The organism is Moorena sp. SIO4G3, from assembly GCF_010692305.1.
Taxonomy (GTDB): Bacteria; Cyanobacteriota; Cyanobacteriia; order Cyanobacteriales; family Coleofasciculaceae; genus Moorena; species Moorena producens_A.
This window is the reverse complement of sequence record NZ_JAAHIG010000595.1, coordinates 1-3,477: the sequence shown is the minus strand read 5'-3', so window position 1 is coordinate 3,477 and position 3,477 is coordinate 1. Positions and strand designations below refer to the sequence as shown.

3 protein-coding genes are annotated in these 3,477 nt (G+C 43.1%); all 3 read left to right on the top strand.

The genetic code is table 11. The annotated features are described in order from the left end of the window. The first annotated feature begins 131 nt into the window (after positions 1 to 131). Complete coding sequence (locus F6J99_RS43360; protein ID WP_293123208.1) at positions 132 to 533, top strand: ShlB/FhaC/HecB family hemolysin secretion/activation protein; 402 nt, start codon at positions 132 to 134, stop codon at positions 531 to 533. An 85-nt stretch (positions 534 to 618) separates the two neighbouring features. Further along, positions 619 to 792 (top strand): hypothetical protein, encoded by a 174-nt coding sequence (locus tag F6J99_RS43355; RefSeq protein ID WP_293123205.1) that lies wholly within the window; start codon positions 619 to 621, stop codon positions 790 to 792. Positions 793 to 880: 88 nt separating this feature from the next. Next, the coding region (locus F6J99_RS43350; protein ID WP_293123202.1) for a CHAT domain-containing protein at positions 881 to 3,477 on the top strand (2,597 nt) is incomplete at its 3' end.

The following is a 3,477-nucleotide window of genomic DNA, read 5'->3' as shown; positions in this document are numbered from 1 at the left end:
TGTATGGGTGGATCTGCTTGCTCCAAGTCCAACGGAAGCATGGGTAGAAAAACTCCCTATTTTGAGGCACATATCCAAGTCAATGTGTAAGGCTACTGGCACCAAACACTATATTATTAATCCGAGGGGATGTGCAACTAGCAGACCGAAGCTTGGTACCATTAGAACAGATAGGGATTGGCGGTTTAGAGAGTGTGCGGGGCTATCGCCAGGATCTGATTCTATCGGACAATGGTGCCTTTATTTCTGCAGAGCTGCGTCTGCCAATTATTCAGAATGATAGCGGAACTCTGGTGCAGTTGACTCCTTTTCTTGATTTTGGTACTGGCTGGAATAGAGACGATGAAAATGATATTGATGATAACACGATCGCATCCCTTGGTCTGGGTTTGCGATGGGAGCAAGGAGATTTCCTAGAGGCTAATATTGGCTGGGGCTTGCAGTTAGTGGATGTTGAAACTAGAGATAGAACGTTACAGGAAGATGGATTCTACTTTTCGGTGATTTTTAGACCATTTGGATCAAGGAAATGAAAATTAAAAATTAAAAATTAAAAATTAAAAATTGCTATTAATATAGCGCTTATCATCCTAGTTATGAGGTGCAGCAAGGGAGAAAATGAACCATGGTAAAAAAAAGGATATATACCGTTTTGCTCTCGGTTGTAAATACACTTATTTTGGCAAGAGGCAAAAGGCAAGAGGCAAAAGGCAAGAGGCACCCACCCCTAACCCCTCCCAGGAAGGGAAAGATATCTGGAGTTTTGTGGGACAATCTAAAAAGACCTCTTAGGTTGATAGCTGAACTAACAACACATTATAGTGACATAGCTAGAGCAAATCGAAAATCTTTAGGGTTGAGGATAAGGAGGTGGATAAGGTTGCCTCTGATCGCTCTGTTAACAGCATTATTGTGCAATTTAGTCCCTCCGGTTTTAGCGAAAGTCCCACAAACGTTGAAAGTTGAAAGGTTGAAGGTTGTTCGCGAACAACCGGCTAACCTTGGCCTATTGGCCACGCTACGCGAACAACCAAATAACCTTAAACCTGATAACGTTCAACCTGATCACCTTAAACTTTCCACCTTACTTAAACAGGGGCAAGGTCTCTACGATTCAGGTAGATTCGCCGAAGCAGTAGATGTTTTAGAACAAGCTCTTGAGAGTAATCAAAATCAGGGAGATCAGCTATCAGAAGCGATGGTGTTGAGTAATCTCTCGTTGGCTTATCAGCAACTGGGATTATGGACTCAAGCCAAGAATGCGATCGCTAATAGTGAAAAACTATTGCGCTCTATAAAACCGAGTGATAAGTCTACAGCATACTTACAAGTGCTGGCGCAATCCCTAATGATCAAAGGAAGTATTGAGCTTGGTTCATCAGAAGCACAAGCAGCAATGGAAAGTTGGGAGCAAGCTGCGCTAACTTATAGTGAATTAGGGGATGAAGCTGGTGAGATTCGCAGTCGGATTAATATAGCCCAAGCCCTACAAGACTTAGGGATGTATAAGCGGGCGTTGAATCTACTCAATCAGGTAGAGGAATCGTTAATTGCTCAACCTGACTCTTTGAATAAAGCGGTCTTGTTGCGATCGCTTGGGAATATGCGTCAATTAGTAGGACAGCTGAGCCAATCCCAGGAAACCTTAGAAAAAAGCTTACAGATTGCCCGAAGCTTATCATCGTCTCAAGAGATTAGCGCTACACTATTTAGTTTAGGGAATACAGCCCGAGCTCAGTTTAGCTCAGGGGATACAGCGCAGGCTCAGCTTAGCTCAGGGGATACAGCGCGGGCTCAGCAAGAATTAGACGAGGCTATTGACTACTATCAACAAGCATTTGACTACTATCAACAAGCATTCGATGAGTCATTAGATCCAATCACTAAGCTTGAAGCGCAATTAAATCAACTTAGCTTATTGATCGATACTAAAAGGATAAAGCAAGCACAAGCACTAATCCCTCAAATCCTGCCTCAACTGGAATCCTTACCTGTGAGCCGCCGCAGTATCTATGTGAGGATTAATTTTGCTCAAAGCCTAATGAAGGATGAAGTTAGAAGTATCAAGGATGAAGGATATGTTCAGACTTTAGCCAAGAGACTTCAGGCTTCGGTTAAAATTGCCGTTCAGCCTTCTTATGAAATTGCTAAAATCCTAGCTACTGCGGCACAACAGGCTAAAACATTGGGAGATAAGCGAGCTGAAGCTTATGCTATTGGTAGTCTAGGTCAACTGTATGAGCATAATCAGCAATTGCCAGAATCTCAAGACCTGACTCAACAAGCGTTAAAGTTAGCTCAGGAAATCAATGCTCCGGATATTAGCTATCGCTGGCAATGGCAACTGGGACGTATTTCGAAAGGACTTGGGGAAGAGGAAAATGCGATCGCAGCTTACACCGAAGCAGTTAATACTCTCAAGTCTATACGTAGTGACCTAGTAGCTGTTAACCAAGAGGTCAGGTTTACCTTTCGAGAGAGTGTCGAGCCAGTCTATCGAGAATTCGTGCAATTACTGCTCCAATCAGATAGCAGAAATTCTAATCCCGAGAATTTGGAAAAAGCGCGTGAGATCATTGAGTCACTACAGTTAGCTGAACTAGATAACTATTTTCGCTCAGCCTGCTTAAATGCTACTCCTGTAGTCATTGATCAAGTCATCGATCAAGCTGATACGAAAGCAGCATTAATTTATCCTATCATACTGCCAGAAAGCGTGGATATTATTATCCGCTTACCCCAACAAAAACTGCGTCACTATAGAACAGAGCTTCCCCAAGACCAAATTGAATCTACTCTGGAAGAACTGCATCACTTCCTACCCCAGCTTCATCGACGGAAATTTTTACCAATGTCGCAGCAGGTATACAATTGGATAATCCGACCGATTGAAGAGGATTTAGCTAACTCTCAAGTAGACACCCTAGTATTTGTGCTTGATGGAGCTTTGCGCAATATTCCCATGGCAGCACTCCACGACGGTGAGCAGTATTTAGTGGAGAAATATAGTATAGCGCTAACTCCTGGACTAGATTTAATGAATCCCCAGCGCTTAGTCAGGGAAAATATCAAAGTCCTAACGGCTGGGTTATCTGAATCCCGTCAGGGATATAATCCTTTGCCATTTGTAGAAGTAGAGCTAGAGAAAATTAAGGCTCAAGTTCCTAGTGAAATCCTCCTCAATCAGGACTTTACTGAAACCAACTTTGAAAATTCTGTTGAAGCAGCTCCTTTCCCAGTAGTACACATTGCCTCCCATGGTGAATTTAGCTCTAAAGCTGAGAAGACGTTCATTCTGACCTGGGATAGTAAGATAAATGTTACTGAGTTGAAGGATTTATTACAAACCACAGACCTACGCCAACCCACTCCGATCGAATTACTCGTGCTGAGTGCATGCGAAACAGCAACTGGGGACAAGAGAGCGGCTCTGGGTATAGCTGGTGTAGCTATAGAAGCAGGAGCACGTAGTACCCA

Excerpts from the sequence above, each read along its gene's own strand:
- F6J99_RS43355 (WP_293123205.1), top strand. The coding sequence starts at position 619 with ATGAACCATGGTAAAAAAAAGGATATATACCGTTTTGCTCTCGGTTGT.